Raw genomic sequence first — 19395 nt, 5'->3', positions numbered from 1 at the left:
GGTTGGGGGCATCACTGCTCCACCGGCCGCCCAACCTCGAGGAGGGGCACGTGCTTGAGCCCGCGTACCAGGCGGACGTCGTCGTGGTGGGAGCCGGCGTCGCCGGACTGTCGGCGGCGCATCGGCTGACCAGCGCAGGAGTGACGACCGCGGTTCTGGAGGCTGCCCCCTGGGTGGGCGGCCGCATGGCGACGGAGAAGGTCGACGGCTTCCGGCTCGACCGGATCGGACAGTTGCTGTCCACGTCGTATCCCGAACTGGACCTCAGTCCGGGCCTCGACGCGCTGGTGCTGCGCCCCTTCGCGCCGGGGGTCCTGCTGCACAGCGACGGACGGCACCACCACGCCGGCCCCCCGGCGCGCACAGGGAGCGCGAGGGGCGCACTGCGGGCGGTGCGCGCGCTGGCGAGCGCCCCTCGTCCGCCCAGCGCGCCGCTGGGCCGCCCGCGCGCCCTGCGCGCCGCCCCGGGTCCACGGGCGTGGACCGGCGCCCCGCTGGGCACCGCGGTCGACCAGGCGCGGCTCAGCGCGGCGCTCACCCGGCTCGCCGCCACACCCGTCGACCGGCTGCTGTCCCGTCCCGAGCTGCCCGCGGGCCAGGCCCTGGCGGCCCGCGGCCTGCCCGCCCGCACCGTGCACGGCTTCCTGCGCCCGCTGCTGGCGGCCCTGCTGTGCGACCCCTCCCTCACCACCTCCAGCCGCTGCGCGGACCTCGCGCTGCGCGCCTTCGCGAGCGGCCGGCTGTGCCTGCCCGAGGGCGGCGCGGAGGCGGTGCCCGAACTGCTCGCCCGCGCCCTGCCCCCGGGCACCGTGCACACCGGGGTCCGCGTCACCTCCGTCTCCACCACCTCGGTGACCACCGCCGAGCACGGCGAGATCCGCTGCCGGGCGGTGCTGGTCGCCACCGACGCGCGCGCCGCCGCCGAGCTGCTGCCCGGGCTGCGGGTGCCGGACTTCCACCCGGTGACGGTGGTGCACCACACGACGGACGAGCCCCCGGCGGCGGGCGGCCATCTGCTGCTCGACGCCGACCGCGGCGGGCCCGTGGCCCACACGGCCGTGGTCAGCCGTGTCGACCCGGCCCGGGCGCCGGCGGGCCGTACGCTCGTCTCCTCGACCGTGCTCGGCACTCTCCCGGCCGGCGTCGACACCGCGGTGCGCATCCATCTGGCCCGCCTCTACGGCACCTCGACCGCGCGCTGGGAGACCCTCGCCGTGCACCACACGGCCGAGGCCGTGCCCGCCATGCGGCCACCGCACGACCTGCGCCGGCCGGTACGGCTGCTGGCGGGCCTGTACGTGTGCGGCGACCACCGGGACACCAGCACCGTCCAGGGAGCCCTGTACTCGGCCCGCAGGGCGGCCACGGCGATCCTGGCGGACCTGGGCGCCGGCCGCTCGCTGCACCGCGCCGACCCCGAACCGGAGGCACACCCGGCCGCCGCCTGAGGCACGCCCCGGCGCCGCCCCGGCGGAAAGCCCCGCCCTCCCGGCGCGAGACCCCGCCCGCCCCGGTGGGAAACCCCGCCCGGCCCCCGGCACGAAACCGCGGACGGAGCCGGGAAGCGGCTCGGGGCGGCGCAGGGCAGCGGCAGGGGCGCGGTGCGGGGCGGCGCAGGGGCGGCAGCCGAACGAACGGCCGGCCGGCCGGACGGACGGCCGAATGGCCCGACGGACGGCCGACCGACCGCGGGATCTCAGCCCAGCGCCGCCACCTTGTCCCGGTACGTCCGCACCGGTCCCGCGTCCTTGTACGGCTCGAGACGGCGCTCGAAGTCCCGGACGTACTCCACCGCCCGCACCGACCGCATGTCGGCGGCCTGCCCCGCCGCCTCGGCGCCCAGATGGCAGGCCTGGTCCAGGTCGCCGAGGCCGAGGCGGGCGGTGGCGAGGACGACCCGGCAGAACAGCCGGCTGCGGGCGTACGCCGGCGCGCGCAACTGGAGCGAGCGCTCGGCGTGCTGGGCGGCGGGCCGGTACTGCTGCAGGTCCCGGTGGCAGTGGCCGAACTCGTCGGCGAGCTGGGCCTCGTCGAAGAAGCGCGCCCAGTGCGGCACCTCGTCGCCGGGCCGGGCGGCCTCCAGCGCGCGCTCGGCGCGGACCAGGGAAGCGGTGCAGGCGCGCACCTCGCCGAGCACCCCGTGCCCGCGCGCCTCGGCGGCGTGCAGCAGCGCCTGGACGACCGGCGGCGCGGAGCCGCCGAGTCCCTGCTGCGCCACCCGGGCGAGCTGGACGGCCTCGCGTCCGTGCCCGAGGTACACCGCCTGGCGGCTCATGGTGATGAGCACATAGGCGCCGTAGGCGCGGTCACCGGCGGCCTGGGCGAGCCGCAGCGCCTGCACGAAGTAGCGCTGGGCCAGGCCGTGCGCGGCGATGTCGTACGAGGTCCAGCCGGCCAGGCGGGTCAGGTCGGCCGCGGCCGCGAACAGGCGCCGGCCGGTCTGCTCGCCGTAGGTGCCGCGCAGCATCGGCTCGCACTCGTGCTCCAGATAGCGCACGAGCGCCTGGCGGGCGTGGCCGCCGCCGTACATGTCGTCGAGGGTGCGGAACAGCTCGCCCACCGAGCGCAGGGCGGCGATGTCGCCGGCGGAGACCCGCTGGCCCGGCTCGCGCTCGGCCTGCCCGCGCTGGCGCGGCACGCCCGCCGCCCCCGGGAGTCCGGGCGCCCTGGCCGGGCCCGGCGTGCCCGGCGCGCCCCGGCCGGCCGGGAGCGGGTGCGTGCCGTCCGGGCCCGGCTGGGCGGGGACCCGGGCGACGGGCGGCTCGCCGCGGGCGACCCGGTCGTCGGCCCGGCCGATCAGCCAGTCCCGGCTGGGCACCACCAGCCCCGCGGGGGTGAAGGCGATCTTGCGCAGCTCGGCGTGGCTGCCGGAGTCCTTGCGCCACAGGCCGCTGACGATGTCGACGGCCTCCTCCGGGGCGGCGGCGAACTCCAGCCCGGCGTACACCGGGGCGCAGGCGTCCAGGCCGAGGTCCTGGGCGGTCAGCCGGCGGCCGAGACGGCGGGTGAAGACCTCGGCGATGAGGGCGGGTGTGGTCCCGCGCGGCTGCTGCCCGCGCAGCCAGCGGGTGACCGAGGTCTTGTCGTATCTCAGGTCCAGCCCGTGTTCGAGACCGAGCTGGTCCACGCGACGGGCCAGGCCTGCGTTGGAGAATCCCGCTTCTGCGATGAGCGCGGCGAGCTGGCGGTTGGGAGTGCGCTGCGCGGGTCGTTCCGTCATCTGCGGTGCGGTCTCCTGCCTTTCGGGCCCGCACGCGACCGCGTGGTGCCCGGATTGCCTGTGAGCAGCCCTTATGGCCTCATGAACGGCGCGAATGTAGCGGAGAGTGAGCAGCCGACCGCGACCTTCCGGCGGCATTCATCCGATCGTGTGAGGATTGGCCACTGGGCTGACGGCCGGAGGGCAGTCGTACAGTGGCGTCGGCACGTTTCGTGCCTTACGACCTTGCAGGGAGGCGCTTGCCGTGAGTGAGTTGCGGTTCGTCCGCATGGGGTTCGGCACCGAGGCCGTGGACTACCAGCAGGCCTGGGACGAGCAGCGCCGGGTGCACGCGGCCCGGTTCGCCGACGAGGTTCCCGACACCGTGCTGCTCCTGGAGCATCCCCCGGTCTACACGGCGGGCCGGCGCACCGCGGACGGCGAACGCCCGCTGGACGGCACGCCCGTCATCGACGTGGACCGCGGCGGGAAGATCACCTGGCACGGCCCCGGGCAGCTGGTCGGCTACCCGATCCTGAAGCTGCCCCGCCCGGTGGACGTGGTGGCGCACGTGCGGCGCCTGGAGGAGGCGCTGATCCGCGCCTGCGGGGAGTTCGGCCTGGAGACCACCCGGGTCGAGGGGCGCAGCGGGGTCTGGGTGCTCGGCGACCCGGTCGAGCAGCGCCCCCCGGCCGGCGGGCTGTCCCTGGACTTCGACCCGCGGCTGGCCGACGAGGAGTTCGACCCGCGGCTCAACGGCCCGGAGTACGCCCCGTCCAACGCCGGACAGCGGGGCGAGGACCGCAAGGTCGCCGCGATCGGCATCCGGGTGGCCAAGGGCGTCACGATGCACGGTTTCGCGCTGAACGTGAACCCCGACAACAAGTGGTTCGACCGGATCATCCCCTGCGGCATCCGGGACGCGGGCGTGGCCTCGCTCGCCGCCGAGCTGGGGCGGGACATCACCATCGAGGAGGTGCTCCCGGTGGTGGAGCGCCATCTGCGCGAGGTCCTGCAGAGCGCGGACCCGAAGCCGCGGGTGATCGAGAGGACCCCGGCCGCCTGAGGCGGCCCGGCGCCCGGCGGGGGCGGCGACCCCGCCCCCGCCGGGCATCGAATCAACGGGCGTACCCTGAACAACGCCGAGGAATCAAACGCTAGGGAGCCGGTCGTGTCCGCAGTCGCACCCGACGGACGCAAGATGCTGCGCCTGGAGGTCCGCAACAGCCAGACCCCCATCGAGCGCAAGCCCGAGTGGATCAAGACTCGGGCCAAAATGGGCCCCGAATACACCAAGATGCAGAGCCTCGTCAAAAGCGAGGGCCTGCACACGGTCTGCCAGGAAGCCGGCTGCCCGAACATCTACGAGTGCTGGGAGGACCGCGAGGCGACCTTCCTCATCGGCGGCGACCAGTGCACCCGGCGCTGCGACTTCTGCCAGATCGACACCGGCAGGCCGCAGGCGCTGGACCGGGACGAGCCGCGCCGCGTGGGCGAGTCCGTGGTCACCATGGACCTGAACTACGCCACCGTCACCGGCGTCGCCCGCGACGACCTCGAGGACGGCGGCGCCTGGCTGTACGCGGAGACCGTCCGCCAGATCCACCAGCAGACCGCCGGACGGGAGGGCGGCCGCACCAAGGTCGAGCTGCTCGCCCCCGACTTCAACGGCGTGCCGGAGCTGCTGGAGGAGGTCTTCGCCACCCGCCCCGAGGTCTTCGCGCACAACGTGGAGACGGTCCCGCGGATCTTCAAGCGCATCCGCCCGGGCTTCCGCTACGAGCGCTCCCTGAAGGTCATCACCGCCGCGCGCGACTACGGGCTGGTGACCAAGTCGAACCTCATCCTGGGCATGGGCGAGACCCGCGAGGAGATCAGCGACGCGCTCCGGCAGCTGCACGAGGCGGGCTGCGAGCTGGTCACCATCACCCAGTACCTGCGGCCGAGCGTGCGGCACCACCCGGTGGAGCGCTGGGTCAAGCCGCAGGAGTTCGTCGAGCTGAAGGAGGAGGCCGAGCAGATCGGCTTCTCCGGCGTGATGTCCGGCCCGCTGGTACGGTCCTCCTACCGCGCCGGCCGGCTGTACCGGATGGCGGTCGAGAAGCGAGGGGCCTTCGTGGCCTCCCAGGCCGTCTGACATCGTCTGACACTCCGTCAGTTCCCGTGCCCCGTCCGGGACGGGCAAGCGTGTGAATTCGGGCACAAGAAATTACTGCCCGGTAATGGCCGATACGACGCGGTCCCCGCCGTCGCCGCAGATGAGGGCGCCGGCCGGGGCCGCGTCAGCCGTTCGGCCCGCGCTCACGAGGCTTCATTGGTGTTTGACCGGTCGGTCACGCCCTGGTAACACCAAACAGTGACGCTGGACTCACGCCACGTACACCCGAAGCCGTTCCGAGGGGGACACCCGCCATGCAGGCCGCGCCCGTTCGCGCCACCGCCATCCCGTCCTTCACCGACGCACTCCGTGCCGTCGAGTCCCTGCTCATGAGCGGCGGCCAGCGCACCGCCCGCCGCAACGCCTGGACCTCCGTCCTGGAGGACCGCCGCCGCGCCAAGGACCGGGTCGAGGCCCAGCGCGTTCTCGACCAGTTCGCCGGCCACAACTGACCGCGACCGCCCACGACCGCCCGCTACCGACCGGGGCCGCCCGTAACCGACCGCGCCACGCGCCCCTCCGGCCCCCGCCCCACTCGGGGAGTCGTTCGTCTCCCCCGCCCTCTCCCCCGCCGCCGTCGCGGTCCCGCGGAACCCGTCCGTCCAGAGGCCGCCCCCTCCCCAGCGTCCCCACCCGCCCGCTCACCCCACGGGCACGCCCGCACGGTCTCCCCGCGTGCGCGGGTACTGCCGTCGTCGGCCGGTTCCCGGGGCACGTAGACTTCGTGGCATGGCGAGGAAGGAACCCGCAGCCGAGGCTGCCAACCCCGGGCGACTGAAGCAGATCGCTCTGACCTACAAGATGACCAGCAAGGCCGATCCCAAGATCGGTCTCGTACTCGCGGGCGTCTTCATCATCACCTTCGGTGTCCTTCTGGGGATCGGCTTCCTGATCGGCCACCCGGTCTTCCTCGGCGTCCTGGGCCTCCTGCTCGCCTTCCTCGCGACGGCGATCGTCTTCGGACGCCGGGCCGAGCGCGCCGCCTTCGGGCAGATGGAGGGCCAGCCGGGCGCCGCCGCGGCGGTCCTGGACAACGTCGGCCGCGGCTGGACCACGACCCCGGCGGTCGCGATGAACCGCAGCCAGGACGTGGTGCACCGCGCGGTCGGCAAGGCCGGCATCGTGCTGGTCGCCGAGGGCAACCCGAACCGGGTCAAGAGCCTGCTCGCCGCCGAGAAGAAGAAGATGAACCGCATCGTCGCGGACGTCCCGGTGCACGACGTGATCGTCGGCGACGGCGAGGGCCAGGTCCCGCTGAAGAAGCTGCGCACCACCCTGCTGAAGTTCCCCCGGGTGCTGACGGGCCCCCAGGTCACCGCCACCAACGACCGGCTGCGCGCCCTGGGCGACCTGATGAGCAACATGCCGCTGCCGAAGGGCCCGATGCCCAAGGGCATGCGGCTGCCGAGGGGCGGCGGCCCGAAGGCCCGCTGAGCCCCGCCTGCGCACCCCCGCACCCCACCCCCACACTCACGAGAAGGGCGCCCGGATCACTCCGGGCGCCCTTCTCGCCGTACGGGTGCGGTGCGGACACCGGGCGGACCGGCGCCGTACGGATCCGCGCCGTACGACCGCCGCCACGGGGAACGTCACCGTACGACCGCCGCCACGGGGAACGTCACCGTACGGCCGCCGCCATGTCGGCGTCACCGCACACGACCGGCACCCTGCGCCGCGCGCTGGCTCCTCAGATGCGGACCTCGACGGTCCCCGCGAGCCGGTCGTGCAGGCCGCGGCCGTCGCGGTCCCAGACCAGGGGCGGGATGGCCAGGAAGAACAGCACCGTGCGCAGCAGCGCGCGCAGCGGCTGCACCCGGCCGGTGCCCAGGGCCACCACCCGCAGCCCGAACAGCCGCTTGCCGGGAGTGAAGCCCACGGTGCCCAGGGTGAGCACCAGCAGCACGAACAGCACGAGCGGGGCCCAGACCTGCGCCGCGTTGTTGTAGCTGTCGGCGATCAGACCGTATGCGATCAGCAGGCACAGGCCCCAGTCGACCACCAGTGCGCCCAGACGCCGGCCGGGGCGGGCGATCGAGCCCGGTCCCTGCTCCGGCAGACCGAGCTGTTCGCCCCGGTAACCGAAGTCGGCACCCGCTTCCTCCATGGCCGAGCGCGGCCCGGACAGCCACGATCCCATTGCTTGCCTGTTGTCCACGCGTCCACGGTACTGCCACGCTGGAAGGACGGGGGTCGCCGGGGTGTCCCCAGCCGTGACCGCGCCCCGGCCGGTTAACTTCTGCGAAACAAACGGGTCACGCCCGAGAAATCACCCGTCCCTAGGGTCGAGTGCAGCGTGTGCCACCGCACTGGCCGCACGAACGATCTACCACCCCGGCGGGACGGTCGGGAGTAGGAGGAGCTGGATGTTCCAGAACGCCGACGAGGCCAAGAAGTTCATCGCGGACGAGGACGTCAAGTTCGTCGACGTCCGCTTCTGCGACCTGCCGGGCGTCATGCAGCACTTCACGGTGCCCGTTGAGGCGTTCGACCCGGACGAGGAACTCGCCTTCGACGGATCGTCGATCCGCGGCTTCCAGGCGATCCACGAGTCCGACATGGCCCTGCGCGCCGATCTGTCGACGGCCCGTGTCGACCCGTTCCGCCGGGACAAGACGCTCAACATCAACTTCTTCATCCACGACCCGATCACGGGCGAGCAGTACTCCCGCGACCCGCGCAACGTGGCCAAGAAGGCGGAGGCGTACCTGGCCTCCACCGGCATCGCGGACACCGCCTACTTCGGTCCCGAGGCCGAGTTCTACGTCTTCGACAGCGTCCGTTTCCGCACGGCGGAGAACGAGTCGTTCTACCACATCGACTCCGAGGCCGGCGCCTGGAACACCGGCGCGATCGAGGACAACCGCGGCTACAAGGTCCGCTACAAGGGCGGCTACTTCCCCGTCCCGCCGGTCGACCACTTCGCCGACCTGCGCGCGGAGATCTCCCTCGAGCTGGACAAGCAGGGCCTGAAGGTCGAGCGCCAGCACCACGAGGTCGGCACGGCCGGCCAGGCGGAGATCAACTACAAGTTCAACACGCTGCTGGCCGCCGCCGACGACCTCCAGCTGTTCAAGTACATCGTGAAGAACGTGGCCTGGCGCAACGGCAAGACCGCGACCTTCATGCCGAAGCCGATCTTCGGCGACAACGGCTCGGGCATGCACGTCCACCAGTCGCTGTGGAGCAACGGCGACCCGCTGTTCTACGACGAGGCCGGTTACGCGGGCCTGTCGGACACCGCCCGCTACTACATCGGCGGCATCCTCAAGCACGCCCCGTCGCTGCTGGCCTTCACCAACCCGACGGTGAACTCGTACCACCGCCTGGTGCCGGGCTTCGAGGCCCCGATCAACCTGGTGTACTCGCAGCGCAACCGGTCCGCCGCGATGCGCATCCCGATCACCGGCTCGAACCCGAAGGCCAAGCGCGTGGAGTTCCGCGCCCCGGACTCCTCCGGCAACCCGTACCTGGCCTTCTCCGCCCTGCTCCTCGCGGGTCTGGACGGCATCAAGAACAAGATCGAGCCGGCCGAGCCGATCGACAAGGACCTGTACGAGCTGGCTCCCGAGGAGCACGCGAACGTCGCCCAGGTGCCGACCTCCCTCGGCGCCGTCCTCGACGCGCTGGAGGCCGACCACGAGTTCCTCCTCCAGGGCGACGTGTTCACGTCCGACCTGATCGAGACCTGGATCGACTTCAAGCGCACCAACGAGATCGCCCCGTTGCAGCTGCGTCCGCACCCGCACGAGTTCGAGCTCTACTTCGACGTGTGATCCACCCAGGCCGGAGCGGCCCACCACTCCGGCCACTGGTGCCCCTGGACCACTGGTGAAGGGCACTGGCGAGGGCCGCCACCCGCGTGATGGGTGGCGGCCCTCGGTCTGTCTGTGCGCACCGCGGGGTCGATCAGCTCACAGCACGATCACCACGACGCTGGGGATGTCGTTGCGGAAGAAGTCGCCGCGGTGACCGAAGCCGTTGTCGCAGTTCCACCAGCCACCGCGGTCGAAGCAACGGCCGAAGTTGGTCGGAGTGTGGGCCGGGGCGGCTGCCGAGGCCGTGCCTGCTGCGCCGATCGCGGCGCCACCGGCCATCAGAACGCCGACCGCGGACATCGCGAAGAGACGCCTCGCGCGTTGTGCTTTCATGGGTTACCTTCCTTCCACCCCCTCGTGCGGCTCTTTCGAGGCACGAGAGACGGAGGGCCGCGGCCGCAGTCCGGGAACGGTACGGCGCGGTCGTGGGCATAGCCGCCTGGGTACGGGGTGCGGGCGCACCTTGGGCGTCGCACCGACCGACGGCCCCTGCGTCCAGGGACCGCGCCGGCACGGGCCTGCTCCCGGAGCGCGGCTCTCTTCCATCGAGGCTAGCCGCCCTCCGACCGCTCAGCATCTTGAGCCGAACGGGGCGGTCCGGAGCAGCCGAACGGGGCGGTCCGAAGCCCGGCCCCCGGCCCCGTCGCCCCCACCGGTGCAACCTTCCCGGCCCCTCGGGGCTCCTAAAGGGAGACAGCTCCTCACCGCCAGGACCAGGAAGGCCACGGGGATGACCGGAAACGACGACTTCCCGCGCGAGTTCGATCACAGGTGGGCGGACGCCGCCGAGCACAAGGAGCCCTCGGCGCGGGCCCGTATGCTGGCCGCCCGCTGGAAGGACAACCCGCCCGGCCCGGTCCCCTTCCGCGCCGACCCGGCCCCGGTCACCCCCCGCCGCTCCTCCTGGCTCTCCACCGCCGTCGTCCTCGGCTGCGTCACCGTCCTGATCCTCCTGATCGGCTACGCCCAGACCCGCACCCCGCACTAGACCCGCACCCCGCACTGATCGGCCTCCCGCTCCGGGGACCTTTTGCCGGTGCTGGGGCCGGTCGGGGGCTTTTCGTGACCGGGGGCAGGTGCACACTGGATGGCGGGACGAGTGCCTGACTGCGGGGTGATGCGAGATGCAGAGCCGCTTCCGGAGCGACCGGCGTCTGACCGTGCGGATGGGTGTCACGCTGTTCCTGCTCGGGTTGCTGTACGTGGCGTTCGTCGCCGCGCTGATCGTGCTGCTGAAGTCGTGGGTGCTGGTCGTGGTGATCGCGGGCGGCGTGCTCGTCGCCCAGTACTGGTTCTCCGACCGGATCGCGCTGTTCGCGATGCACGGCCGGGTGGTGGAGCGGGAGGAGTACCCCGAGCTGCACGCGGTGGTGGACCGGCTGTGCGCCATCGCCGACATGCCGAAGCCGGTGGTCGCCGTCTCCAACATGGACATGCCGAACGCGTTCGCCACCGGGCGCAACCCCGACAACGCCGTCGTCTGCGTGACGACCGGGCTGCTGCGGCGCCTTGAGCCGGCCGAGCTGGAGGGCGTGCTCGCGCACGAGCTGTCCCACGTGGCGCACAAGGACGTCGCCGTGATCACGGTCGCGTCCTTCCTGGGCGTGCTCGCGGGCCTGGTCGTACGGTTCGCCTTCTACTCGGAGCTGTTCGGCGGGCGGGGGCGCAAGGACCAGAACACCCTCGCCGTGTTCGCCATGGTGATGGGCGTCTCGGCGGCCGTGTACGCCATCAGCTTCCTGCTGATCCGCGCGCTGTCGCGGTACCGGGAGCTGGCCGCCGACCGGGCGGCGGCCCTGCTGACCGGGCGGCCCTCCGCCCTGGCCTCCGCGCTCACCAAGGTCACCGGGGACATCGCCCGCATCCCCTCCGAGGACCTGCGCACCGCCCAGGCCTTCAACGCCTTCTACTTCACCCCGGCGCTGGGCGCCGAGCCCGGCCTGAGCCGGCTCTTCTCCACCCACCCGAGCCTGGAGCAGCGGCTGGAGCAGCTCGCCCGGATCTCCGCCGAGCTGGGCGAGGCCGCCACCCCGGGGAGGGCGGGCTGAGCATGGGGCTGCTGGACATTCTGCTGGGGCGCTCCAAACCCGCCCTGCCCGACCTGGACCAGCTGTTCGCGCTGCCGTCTGCGGCGGTCACGCTGGAGGCCGCGACGGGCTTCCGGCCGACCGGCCAGGGCGCGGTGTGCTTCGCCACGGTCGAGGGCGCGGCCTTCGAGCAGACGCACCGCGAGGTGCAGGCGCTGCTGGACGCGGACGCCGGCCGCTCCGGCCCCCCGGTCGAGCTGTCCCAGGACGCCTACGGCTACTCGTGGCTGGTCTCCCGCCGCACCCCCGACCGGCTGCCCGACCTCGTCAACGACCTGCACGCCGTGAACAGCGCCCTGGAGGCCAACGGCTTCGGCCCCCAGCTCCTGTGCTCGCTGGCCGGCTTCCACGACGACAACGACCGCGCGCTCGCGCTCGTGTACCTCTACAAGCGGGGCACCTTCTACCCGTTCGCGCCGCTGCCCGGCGGGGCGCAGCGGCGCGACAACGCGCTGGAGCTGCGGGTGAAGGCGGCCCTGGGGAACGACCTGCGGATCGAGCAGGACCTGAGCCGCTGGTTCCCGGTGTGGGGCGCCCCCGGCCTGTGAGCCCGGGCCGTCGTGCCGCCGGCGCCCGGCCCGCCGGCGCCCGGCCGGGGCCGGTTGTCAGTGGTGTCCGTCACGATGGTGGGGCGCGGGCGGTACGGGCCCGGGCGACGGCGCCGGACCCACCGGCGCCGGTCGGGCACGCGGACGGTGGAGGCAGCATGGCGGCGGGACCCCGGCACATCGACGTGGCGGAACGGCGGGCGAGGCTGGCCCGGCGGCACCGGCTGGCCGCCGAGGCGCGCGCGGCGAGCCCGGAGGAGGTGGCGGACTCCCTGGTGGCCCTGCACGGCACCGACCCCGCGACGGTCTACCTGGGGGTCGGAGCACGCCTGGCGGACCCGGCCAAGACGGTCCCGGAGACCGAGCGCGCGCTGTACGAGGACCGCACGCTGGTGCGCATGCACGGCATGCGGCACACGGTGTTCGTGTTCCCCGCCGCGCTCACCGCCGTGGTCCACGCCTCCACCGGCCTCGAGATCGCCGCCCGCGCCCGTGCCGCGCTGATCAAGGACATGGCGAAGGCAGGCGCTCCGGACGAGGCCTGGCTGCGCGAGGTGGAGGAGTCGGCGCTGGCCGCGCTGGCCCGCCGCGGCCAGGCCACGGCGGCCGAACTCGCGCAGGACGAGCCGAGGTTGCGGGAACGGTTCGCGTACGCGGCCGGGAAGAGCTACGAGGGCGTGCACACCGTCTCCTCGCGGCTGCTGCGCGTGCTGGGCGTGGAGGGCAAGGTGGTGCGGGGCCGGCCGCTCGGGTCCTGGACCTCCACCCAGTTTCGCTGGGCCCCGGCCCCCGCGCATCCGGAACTGCCCGCGGCCGCCGCCCGGACAGACCTGCTGCGCCGCTGGCTGTCCGTCTGCGGTCCGGCGACGGAGGCCGACCTGAAGTGGTGGACGGGCTGGCGGGTGACGGACGTACGGCGTGCGCTGGCCGCGGCGGGCGCGCGGGAGGTCGCGGTGGACGAGGGCACGGCGTACGTGGCGCCGGACGACGCGGACCCGGTCGCCGGACCCGCCGGGCCGTGGGCCGCCCTGCTGCCCGCACTGGACCCCACGGCGATGGGCTGGCAGCAGCGCGACTGGTATCTCGCCCCCGGACTGCGGCCGGCGCTGTTCGACGGCAGCGGGAACGTCGGTCCCACGGTGTGGTGGAACGGCCGGGTGGTCGGAGGGTGGGCCCAGCGCCCGAGCGGTGAGATCGTCTGGCGCCTCCTGGACCCGGGGGGCACCGGCCGCGAGGCGGAGGCGGCGATCGCGGAACGGGCCGAGCGGCTGGAGTCCTGGATGGGCACGACCAGAGTGACGCCGCGCTTTCGCACCCCACTGGAGAAGGAGCTGGCCGCCTAGCACGGCAATGAAAGGGCGGCAACGGAAAGGGCGGCAGCGGAAAGGGCGCGGCGGGCAGCCGGGCCTGCGTCCCGGGGTCCCAACTTGCGGTACGTACGGCTCCGGCCCTCGGCGCACCGGGGCAGGGGCGCAGACCTTCGCGGTCGCCGGGGCAGGCGGCCGCTCCCGGGAGCCCGGACAGCGGCTGCTCCCGGGTGCCCGGGTACGCGGGTTGCTGGGGTGCGCGGGTTGCTCGGGCACCGGCCGCTCCCGGACGGGAGCGCGGCGACAGCCGGGTCCCGTCCGGGGCACCGGGCGCGGCAACACCCCGGCCGGCCGGACTCCGGCGGTCCGGCTTCCAAGGCGCGGCGACGCCCTGGGGGGGGCCGGCCTCCAGGACACGGCGACCACCCCGGCGGTCCGGAGCGTGGACGGTGCGAGAACACCCCGGTGTTCGAGGCGTGGTACGGCCGGGAGCGGCCTCGGTCGCCGGGCCGACGGCGCCGTGGCCGGGCCCAGCGGGCGTCCCGGCCGGCTCGGGCGCACGCCCAGGGCCGCGTGGGTGGGCGTCCCGGCCGGGTCGGGCGGACGTCCGGGGCGGGCCCCGGGCCAGCCCGGGCCGCCCCGGTCCGGGCCGCTCAGGTCCGGGCCGGGCGCCCGAGGGGTCCAGGGGCCCGCGGCCGGCTAGCGGGAGTACCGCATCAGTGCCCGCACCATGTGGCACGTGGTGTCGGACGGCGGGTGGACGCCGATGAGCTCCGCGGCGCTCCGTATCGTCTCGTTGCGGGCCTGGTTCGGCAGGTAGACACCGGAGTCGAGCAGGGCGATGGCGAGCCGCATCGCCTTCAGACGGCGGTTGTGCGTGACGTACCACTCCCGCGGCCGTCCCGGCGGCAGCGGGCGCTTCGTCACGGGCTCGTAGGGCAGGTCGAGCAGCACGGGCCGCCTCGCGGTGGACTGGGTCGGCAACGGCTTCGGCTTCAGTGCGGCAGCGGGCACAGGCATCCTCCTGTCGCGTGGGAGCACCGCCGCGGGACGTCGGCGATGCTCTCGAACACTGCTTCTATTCTACGTCCCCCCACTGACAAAAGCCCCTGGCCACAAGGGCTTTCGGGGCTCATGGGACACGCGGGGGAGACGAGTTTTCGCGTACCGTGGGGGCATGGAGATCTGGATCAACCCGGCCTGTTCCAAGTGCCGCAGCGCGATCGGCCTGCTCGACGCCGAGGGTGCCGAATACACCGTCCGCCGCTATCTGGAGGACGTGCCGACCGAGGACGAGATCCGCGAGGTGCTCGGCCGGCTCGGGCTCGAACCCTGGGACATCACACGCACCCAGGAGGCGGCGGCGAAGGAGCTCGGAGTCAAGGACTGGCCGCGGGACGCCGGTGCCCGGGACCGCTGGATCAGGGCCCTGGCCGAGCACCCCAAGCTGATCCAGCGTCCGATCATCACGGCCGACGACGGCACCGCGGTGGTGGGGCGCAGCGAGGAGGCGGTACGGGACGCCCTGTCCCGGCACGCGGACTGAGCACTCCCGGCCCTCTCCGGTACGTACGTCACCTGATGACCGCCTGACGACCCGTCACCGCACCTGTGACGCAGGTTACTTCAACTCCTCCCGCAACCGCTGAGTAACAACGTTCGGTATCTCGTACATAGCGGCGTACGCTCCCCTACCTCTTCAGGAGGCGCGCATGTCGCGTAGGCGAACTCTCAGCACGAAAAAGAAGGTCGCGCTGCTGGTCAGCGCCGCGGCGGTGGCGGGAGGCGGGGCCTTCGCCATGGCGGCCACCTCGAACGCCGCCCAGCCCTCGACCCCGCGCACGCTGTCCGCCGCCGACTCGACGGTCTGCCAGGGGCTGGCCACGGCCCTCGGCAACAACGAGCGCTTCATCGCCGACCAGAAGGCGAAACCGGACGCCCAGTCGGCGGCCCGCATCGCCAACCGCGAGGCGGTCATCGAGCAGATCAAGGTCCAGCAGAAGGCCGCGGGTTGCACCGTTGGGGAGTCGGCTCAGGGCTCCCAGGCGGGCCAGAACGGCCAGCAGGCGGGACAGCAGGCAGGCGGGCAGGCGGCCGGCCAGCAGGGCGCCGGCCAGCAGGCCGGAGGGGCCGAGCAGAGCGCGGCCCCCTCGCAGACCGGCGGCGCGGGCGACGCCGGCGGCGCGGCGGCCTCGGGCGAGCAGGTGTGCAAGGGATCCACCGTCACGCTCTCCGGGGAGGGCGGCGCTCCGGCGGCGTCCAGCAACCAGTTCCCCGCGGGGACCACGCTCAAGGTCACCAACCTGGACAACAACAAGTCCACGACGGTGAAGGTGACGTCGGTCTCGGGCAGCTGCGTCCTGCTCAACAACGCCGCCTTCGAGCAGGTGCGGGAGCCGGGCAAGTTCCTGATCCGGCGTGCCGTGATCGAGAAGGTGGGCTGAGGCCCGGCCCGCTCCACCCGACGGGACACGGGTGACGGGTGGGACACCGGCGTGCCGGTCCTGCCGCCTTCACGGGAGCGGCGGGACCGGCACGTCCCGTCCCGCGGCGCCTTCGGCGCCGTGCGCGGACGGCCGGAGGCGGGCCGCACGCAGGGGGTGGTCACCGGCTTGCGCGGAGGGGAAGCCGGCGGCCGCCCCCGCGCCGTGCGCGGCGGCCACCGCGCCACTGGCCGGACCACACCGGACGCAGGGCGCTGCGCGGGACGCGGGGTCGCGCCGGCACCGGGTAACACGGGGTTCACAACCGGGCAACCGACGGGAAATCGCCTGTTGACAGGCTGCCGCCATCCACCGCACGGCGCCCCGGTGCCGCAGCGCCGCAGGATCCGCAGCACCCGCAAGTGCGCCCAGTGACACCCGAAGGATGTGGCCCCGTGAGCTTCAAGGCTGAGTACATCTGGATCGACGGTACCGAGCCGACGGCCAAGCTGCGCTCGAAGACGAAGATCCTCGCCGACGACGCCAAGGGCGCCGAGCTTCCCGTGTGGGGCTTCGACGGGTCCTCCACCAACCAGGCCGAGGGGCACTCCTCGGACTGCGTGCTCAAGCCCGTCTTCTCCTGCCCGGACCCGATCCGCGGCGGCGACGACCTCCTGGTCCTGTGCGAGGTCCTCGACACCGACCTCACCCCGCACCCGTCCAACACCCGCGCCGCGCTGGCCGAGGTCGCCGAGCGGTTCGCCGCGCAGGAGCCCGTGTTCGGCATCGAGCAGGAGTACACCTTCTTCGACGGCTCCCGCCCGCTGGGCTTCCCCGAGGGCGGCTTCCCCGCCCCGCAGGGCGGCTACTACTGCGGTGTCGGCGCCGACGAGATCTTCGGCCGGGACATCGTCGAGGCCCACCTGGAGAACTGCCTCAAGGCCGGCCTGGGCATCTCCGGCATCAACGCCGAGGTCATGCCGGGCCAGTGGGAGTTCCAGGTCGGACCGCTTGCCCCGCTCGAGGTCGCCGACCAGCTGTGGGTGGCCCGCTGGCTGCTCTACCGCACCGCCGAGGACTTCGGTGTTTCCGCCACCCTCGACCCCAAGCCGGTCAAGGGCGACTGGAACGGCGCCGGCGCGCACACCAACTTCTCCACCAAGGCCATGCGCGAGCGCTACGACGCGATCATCACCGCGTGCGAGGCGCTCGGCGAGGGCTCCAAGCCGCTGGACCACGTCAAGAACTACGGCGCCGGCATCGACGACCGCCTCACCGGCCTGCACGAGACCGCCCCGTGGAACGAGTACTCCTACGGCGTCTCCGACCGCGGCGCCTCGGTGCGCATCCCGTGGCAGGTCGAGAAGGACGGCAAGGGCTACATCGAGGACCGCCGCCCGAACGCCAACGTCGACCCGTACGTGGTCACCCGGCTGCTCGTCGACACCTGCTGCACCGCCCTGGAGAAGGCCGGCCAGGTCTGACCCGCGCCCGTCCGCTCCCTTCCCTTCCGCACGCGCAGGGGGCGCCCGCCATCCGGTGGGCGCCCCCTGCGCGTGTCCGTGCGTGTCCGGGCGTTCCCAGGCGCTCCCGGGCGTGCCCGGGGGCCGTCCGGGGGCGCCCGGCAAGCGGCCGGAAAGGAGTCCAACCAGTGAGAGGAGGGTCCTGCCCGGGCGCGCCGTCTGCTTCAATGGGAGCATGGCCGGCTTCCAGAAGTGCACCGCGACGGGTCGCGACGACCTCGAGCCCTTCTGGCCTTCCCGTCAGCACCACGACTTCGACCGGGTGTGTTGCCGCGCGGTGAACGCGCGGGCCCTCTAAAGCCGTACACCCCGGCCTTCGGCCAGCGCGGACGACGTACGTCCTCGGCGCGCCCGACCACGAACTCGCGGCCGCCGCTCTCCCCGACGAACTCTCGCGCGAAAGAGCTGACCTCTCATGGCGACCACTCGTTCCCTGACCAGCGCCGCCCTTCCCGCGCCCGCCCCGGCACGGCCGTCCTCCCCCGCCCCCGCACGGCACCGGCTGCGGGCCGTCGACCGGGACGAGGTCGTGGACGTGGCGGACTTCCTGCCGCCCGGCGCCACCTGGCTGCCGGCCCCGCCGCACACCCTGCCCGCCCTGCCCGGCCGGCCCCCGATGGTGGGCTACCTGGTGCTCGTCCCGGCCGACCAGCAGCCGCCGTTCCTCCCGGTGGCGGTGCCGGATCCCGCCCAGGACGGGCCGGAGCACGCCTCCGTACCCGGCGCCGCGCACGCCTCCGTATCCGGCGCCGCACCGGCCGCCTCCGCCGGACACCCGGCACCGGCACCGGCACCGGCCGCGACCGCGACCGCCGAGGCCGGCGAGCCGCTCGTCCGGATCGACACCGCGCGGCGCACCGCCGAGGTGGACGGACGCCGGCTCGACCTGACCTACCTGGAGTTCGAACTGCTCGCGCACCTGGTCGCGCACCCGCACCGGGTGCACACCCGCGACCAGTTGGTCACCACGGTGTGGGGCTACGGCCACGTGGGCGACGGCCGCACCGTCGACGTGCACATCGCGCGGCTGCGCCGCAAGCTGGGCGCCGAGCACCGCGCGTCGATCCAGACGGTGCGGCGCGTGGGGTACAAGTACACGCCCCCGACCGGCCGCTGACGGAGAGGGCGGACGGGCGGAACCCGCCCGACCCCGGCACGGCCTCCTCTGCCGACGGCAGAACCCCGTTCACCCCGGCGGCCGTCGCGGGCACGATCACCCGCATGAGACTTCTGGTGCTGGGTGGTTCGGAGTTCGCGGGTCGGGCCGTCGCCGAGGCGGCGGCCGGACGCGGCTGGGACGTGACGGTCCTGAACCGGGGCAGGCACGCTCCCGTCCCCGGGGTGCGGTCGCTGCGCGGCGACCGCACCGCGCCCGGCGGGCTCGACGCCCTCGCGGACGGCGCGTGGGACGCGGTCGTCGACACCTGGTCGGCCGCGCCCCGCGCCGTGCGGGACGCCGCGCGGCTGCTGCGCGAGCGCGCCGGGCGCTATGTGTACGTCTCCACCTGTTCGGTGTACGCCTGGGCCCCGCCGCCCGGATACACCGAGCTCGCTCCCCTGGTCGAGGGCGCCTCGGCGGACGCGGACACGACCGACTACGCCCGCGACAAGCGGGGCGGGGAACTGGCCGCGGTCGGCTCCTTCGGCCCGGACCGCTCGCTTCTGGTGCGCTGCGGGCTGCTGCTCGGGCCGTACGAGAACGTCGGGCGGCTGCCGTGGTGGCTGAACCGGATCGCCCGGGGCGGCCCGTTCCTGGCCCCCGGCCCGCGGGACCTGCCGCTGCAGTACGTCGACGTACGCGACCTCGCCGAGTGGATCCTCGGCGCGGTGGAGCGGGAGCTGAGCGGGCCGTACAACCTGATGAGCCCGCAGGGGCACACCACCATGGGCGAACTGCTCGACACCTGTGTGCGGGTCACGGGCGCGGACGCCGAACCGCGCTGGACCGACCCGGACGCCGTCCTGGCCGCCGGCGTCCAGCCGTGGACCCAGCTGCCGGTGTGGGTTCCCCCGGGCAGCGACCTGCACGACGCCCTGCACTCCGCGGACGTCTCCCGGGCCGTCGCGACGGGGCTGCGCTGCCGTCCCGTCGCCGAGACGGTCGGGGACACCTGGCGGTGGCTGCGGGCGGCCGGCGGCACCGCACCGCTGCGCCCCGGCCGGCCCCCGGTGGGCCTGGACCCGGCCGCGGAGGCGGAGCTGCTCGGGGCGTGAGCCACGGCAACCGCCTGTGAGCCGACGACAACTCCTCGTGCAACTGGGGCAGTTGAAACCCGGCGTGCGCACGAATCTGGCATCGATTCCTGTGACGGCTGAACACCCGGGGCGCGCCGTG

At 73.6% G+C, this 19395-nt stretch carries 19 protein-coding genes; 15 read left to right on the top strand and 4 right to left on the bottom strand.

Going from position 1 to position 19395, the window contains the following annotated elements:
- Positions 1–50 precede the first annotated feature (50 nt).
- A complete protein-coding gene (locus ACI2LW_RS14845) occupies positions 51–1448 on the top strand; it encodes an NAD(P)/FAD-dependent oxidoreductase (RefSeq protein ID WP_404731577.1) in 1398 nt (465 codons plus the stop codon).
- A 248-nt stretch (positions 1449–1696) separates the two neighbouring features.
- Here the strand turns inward: ACI2LW_RS14845 and ACI2LW_RS14840 are convergent, their stop codons facing one another.
- Positions 1697–3220 (bottom strand): regulator, encoded by a 1524-nt coding sequence (locus ACI2LW_RS14840; protein WP_404731576.1) that lies wholly within the window; start codon positions 3218–3220, stop codon positions 1697–1699.
- A gap of 244 nt (positions 3221–3464) precedes the next feature.
- On the opposite strand from ACI2LW_RS14840, the gene lipB reads away from it, so the two are divergent.
- From lipB to ACI2LW_RS14820, 4 genes are all read left to right on the top strand, one after another.
- The gene (gene lipB, locus ACI2LW_RS14835) at positions 3465–4265 is read left to right on the top strand and encodes a lipoyl(octanoyl) transferase LipB (protein ID WP_404731575.1); all 801 of its coding nucleotides are present in this window, start codon (positions 3465–3467) and stop codon (positions 4263–4265) included.
- Positions 4266–4370: 105 nt separating this feature from the next.
- Positions 4371–5336: a lipoyl synthase gene (lipA, locus tag ACI2LW_RS14830; RefSeq protein WP_404731574.1), complete on the top strand. Its 966-nt coding sequence runs from the start codon at positions 4371–4373 to the stop codon at positions 5334–5336.
- A 275-nt stretch (positions 5337–5611) separates the two neighbouring features.
- On the top strand, positions 5612–5809 hold the full coding sequence (locus ACI2LW_RS14825) for a hypothetical protein (protein WP_404731573.1): 198 nt from the start codon (positions 5612–5614) through the stop codon (positions 5807–5809).
- Positions 5810–6086: 277 nt separating this feature from the next.
- Positions 6087–6791: a DUF4191 domain-containing protein gene (locus ACI2LW_RS14820; protein ID WP_404731572.1), complete on the top strand. Its 705-nt coding sequence runs from the start codon at positions 6087–6089 to the stop codon at positions 6789–6791.
- 253 nt (positions 6792–7044) lie between these two features.
- Here the strand turns inward: ACI2LW_RS14820 and ACI2LW_RS14815 are convergent, their stop codons facing one another.
- On the bottom strand, positions 7045–7512 hold the full coding sequence (locus tag ACI2LW_RS14815) for an RDD family protein (protein ID WP_404731571.1): 468 nt from the start codon (positions 7510–7512) through the stop codon (positions 7045–7047).
- Positions 7513–7720: 208 nt separating this feature from the next.
- On the opposite strand from ACI2LW_RS14815, the gene glnA reads away from it, so the two are divergent.
- The gene (gene glnA / locus ACI2LW_RS14810; RefSeq protein WP_404731570.1) at positions 7721–9130 is read left to right on the top strand and encodes a type I glutamate--ammonia ligase; all 1410 of its coding nucleotides are present in this window, start codon (positions 7721–7723) and stop codon (positions 9128–9130) included.
- Positions 9131–9268: 138 nt separating this feature from the next.
- Here glnA and ACI2LW_RS14805 read toward each other — a convergent pair whose 3' ends face one another.
- Positions 9269–9505 carry a hypothetical protein gene (locus ACI2LW_RS14805; RefSeq protein WP_404731569.1) on the bottom strand — a complete coding sequence of 79 codons (237 nt, stop codon included), beginning with the start codon at positions 9503–9505 and terminating at the stop codon, positions 9269–9271.
- Positions 9506–9902: 397 nt separating this feature from the next.
- Between ACI2LW_RS14805 and ACI2LW_RS14800 the strand changes: the two genes are divergently transcribed.
- The 4 genes from ACI2LW_RS14800 (at position 9903) to ACI2LW_RS14785 (ending at position 13150) form a co-directional block, all read left to right on the top strand.
- The gene (locus tag ACI2LW_RS14800; RefSeq protein WP_404731568.1) at positions 9903–10160 is read left to right on the top strand and encodes a hypothetical protein; all 258 of its coding nucleotides are present in this window, start codon (positions 9903–9905) and stop codon (positions 10158–10160) included.
- A gap of 136 nt (positions 10161–10296) precedes the next feature.
- Entirely contained in the window at positions 10297–11220 is a 924-nt protein-coding gene (gene htpX / locus ACI2LW_RS14795; RefSeq protein WP_404731567.1) for a zinc metalloprotease HtpX, read from the top strand.
- 2 nt (positions 11221–11222) lie between these two features.
- Positions 11223–11807 carry a hypothetical protein gene (locus ACI2LW_RS14790; RefSeq protein WP_404731566.1) on the top strand — a complete coding sequence of 195 codons (585 nt, stop codon included), beginning with the start codon at positions 11223–11225 and terminating at the stop codon, positions 11805–11807.
- A 158-nt stretch (positions 11808–11965) separates the two neighbouring features.
- Positions 11966–13150 carry a winged helix DNA-binding domain-containing protein gene (locus ACI2LW_RS14785; RefSeq protein WP_404731565.1) on the top strand — a complete coding sequence of 395 codons (1185 nt, stop codon included), beginning with the start codon at positions 11966–11968 and terminating at the stop codon, positions 13148–13150.
- Between the two features lie 663 nt (positions 13151–13813).
- Here the strand turns inward: ACI2LW_RS14785 and ACI2LW_RS14780 are convergent.
- Positions 13814–14128 (bottom strand): hypothetical protein, encoded by a 315-nt coding sequence (locus ACI2LW_RS14780; protein ID WP_404731564.1) that lies wholly within the window; start codon positions 14126–14128, stop codon positions 13814–13816.
- Between the two features lie 163 nt (positions 14129–14291).
- Between ACI2LW_RS14780 and ACI2LW_RS14775 the strand changes: the two genes are divergently transcribed.
- The 5 genes from ACI2LW_RS14775 to ACI2LW_RS14755 all read left to right on the top strand — a co-directional run bounded on the left by ACI2LW_RS14775 (position 14292) and on the right by ACI2LW_RS14755 (position 19274).
- On the top strand, positions 14292–14660 hold the full coding sequence (locus ACI2LW_RS14775) for an arsenate reductase family protein (RefSeq protein ID WP_404731563.1): 369 nt from the start codon (positions 14292–14294) through the stop codon (positions 14658–14660).
- A gap of 166 nt (positions 14661–14826) precedes the next feature.
- Complete coding sequence (locus ACI2LW_RS14770; protein ID WP_404731562.1) at positions 14827–15558, top strand: hypothetical protein; 732 nt, start codon at positions 14827–14829, stop codon at positions 15556–15558.
- A gap of 434 nt (positions 15559–15992) precedes the next feature.
- A complete protein-coding gene (gene glnII, locus ACI2LW_RS14765; RefSeq protein ID WP_404731561.1) occupies positions 15993–17021 on the top strand; it encodes a glutamine synthetase in 1029 nt (342 codons plus the stop codon).
- Between the two features lie 454 nt (positions 17022–17475).
- Positions 17476–18177, top strand: a complete 702-nt coding sequence (locus ACI2LW_RS14760; protein ID WP_404731560.1) for a winged helix-turn-helix domain-containing protein — start codon at positions 17476–17478, stop codon at positions 18175–18177.
- Between the two features lie 104 nt (positions 18178–18281).
- Positions 18282–19274, top strand: coding sequence for an NAD-dependent epimerase/dehydratase family protein (locus ACI2LW_RS14755; RefSeq protein ID WP_404731559.1), 993 nt, complete (start codon positions 18282–18284; stop codon positions 19272–19274).
- Positions 19275–19395 lie beyond the last annotated feature (121 nt).

The sequence above is a fragment of the Streptomyces sp. NPDC004065 genome (assembly GCF_044903565.1).
In the GTDB taxonomy this organism is placed as follows: domain Bacteria; phylum Actinomycetota; class Actinomycetes; order Streptomycetales; family Streptomycetaceae; genus Streptomyces.
The sequence above is the reverse complement of the archived record's forward strand: the minus strand, read 5'-3'. Positions and strand labels throughout refer to the sequence as shown.